Below are 2197 nucleotides of genomic sequence, written 5' to 3' on the forward strand. Positions count from 1 at the left end.
TGAAACCTTAGTAGAGGAATTAGGGATTGATCGTGACACGAGTCGTAACCCGCTGTTTGATGTGATGTTTAGCTATAACAAAGAGACTACGGCTTCTGGTGCATCTGGATTGCCTTTTGAGATTGCGCCCTTTACAGCGGATATGCAGGAGGTATCCAAGTTTGATATGAGTCTGGATACCCTTGAGACCGAGGATGCCTTACATTTAGGGATCACTTATTGCAGTGCTTTATTTGAGCGTTCAACGATGGATCGATACCTAGGCTACTTTGAAAACCTGATTGATCAGGTACTTACCCGTATTGATAGCGCCATTTACCAACTGGAATTACTTCCCGAAAGAGAACGACGCATGCTATTGGAAGATTTTCAATCTGCTACGGTTACCTATCCTAAAGATCAAACCGTAATCACTCTTTTTGAGGAACAGGTAATTAGAACTCCCGAAGCTGTAGCAGTTAGTTCCGCAGAAAGAAAACTAACCTATGCTGAGCTCAGTCAAAAAGTGAATCAGTTAGCAGTTTATCTTAACAGAAAAATCGGAATCCAAAAATCTGACACGGTTGGAATTTATATGGACCGATCAGAAGAAACAATTATAGCACTGTTGGCACTTCTAAAAATAGGAGCTGTATTTGTACCCTTAGACACTTCATTTTCTAAAATCAGAATAGAGGATATTGTTACAGATGCAGCTATTCATTTTGTATTAGCAGATCGTAGAGATTCTTTGCCTGAAATACCAGAAGACGTACTCGTTATTGATTTGAAGGAAATGTCATGGATCAATATGAAAAATGATTCTATTGAGTTCAAAGTTTCATTAACTGATCTGGCCTATATTATTTATACCTCAGGTACTACAGGAAAGCCTAAGGGCATTAGCCATATTCATGATTCTTTACAAGATTACGCCATAACGTTTAAAAATTATTTTTCTATTAATAAAGGTGATACTGTAATTCAACAATCAAAACTGTCTTTTGATACCTGTTTGGAAGAAATTTTTCCAACCTTAATTTCGGGTGCGCACCTAGCTGTAGTTCAAGGCGAATTTTTTGATACAGAATATTTACTAGAGGTCATCAAAGAGCAGAAAGCAACTGTTCTTAGCACGACTCCTTTAATTCTTAACGAACTTAATAAATATGCTGATAAGCTTGAAAGGTTGCGATTAATCATTAGTGGTGGAGATGTTTTACAGCCATCGCATATTTCTAATCTGCGTTCACAGAGTGAAATTTATAACACATATGGTCCCTCTGAAACAACGGTTTGTGCCACGTACCAAAATATCTCAAATATTGAAAATGTTTCTGCCATTGGGAAACCTATACCCAATAAGAGAATTTACATTTTGGATACTTATATGATGAGCAGCCCTTTAGGGGTTTATGGTGAAATTTGTATAGCCGGTAAAGGGGTTTCTTCTGGATATTTAAACAAGCCCGAATTAACGGCTGCTAAATTTGTAGCAGATCCTTTTGTAGGAGGTGCGTCAATGTATAAAACGGGAGATATTGGCCGTTGGCTATCTGATGGTACCATAGAATTTGCTGGAAGGAAAGATAATCAGCTAAAAATAAGGGGATATCGCATAGAATTAGGTGAAATAGAATCTCAATTAGCCTCACATTCTTTAATACAGGATAACCTTGTTATTGCCAAAGAAAATCAAGAAGGAAAATATCTTATTGCATATTATACGGCTTCAGAGAAATTAACTTCAGCGGCACTACGTTCTTATTTGTTAGAAAGGCTTCCTGCCTATATGATTCCGCTTTACTTTGTTTTTATGGAAGAATTTCCATTGAATTCAAGTGGTAAAGTTAATCGTAATTTACTACCGGAAGCTACTGTAGAGGCAGGATCTTCTTTTGAGCATCCTGAAAATGAAACAGAAGAACAATTAGTAGAAATATGGTCTGAAGTTCTCAATTTAGCCCCTGAGTTAATAAGTGCTACCAGCAGTTTCTTTGAATTAGGAGGACATTCTTTAAATGCCATTACACTGGTGAACCGTATCGGTAAATCTTTGCAGGTAAACGTACCCTTGCGAGTGCTGTTTCAGCAAAAGACCCTTCGTGCTTTGGCAGGGTACATAACCACAGCAAGCACCTCAGCATATATCTCTATTCCTAAAGTTCCGGAACAGGGGTATTATGTATTGTCTTCTGCACAACAGCGGATGTATTTT

Annotated in this window: 1 protein-coding gene; it reads left to right on the plus strand. The window is 37.8% G+C overall.

Annotated features, from left to right (window positions below):
- On the plus strand, positions 1 to 2197 hold a 2197-nt coding region (locus WBG07_RS19260; RefSeq protein ID WP_340203752.1), incomplete at both ends, for a non-ribosomal peptide synthetase.

The sequence above is a fragment of the Ascidiimonas meishanensis genome, from assembly GCF_037782385.1.
GTDB lineage: Bacteria > Bacteroidota > Bacteroidia > Flavobacteriales > Flavobacteriaceae > Ascidiimonas > Ascidiimonas meishanensis.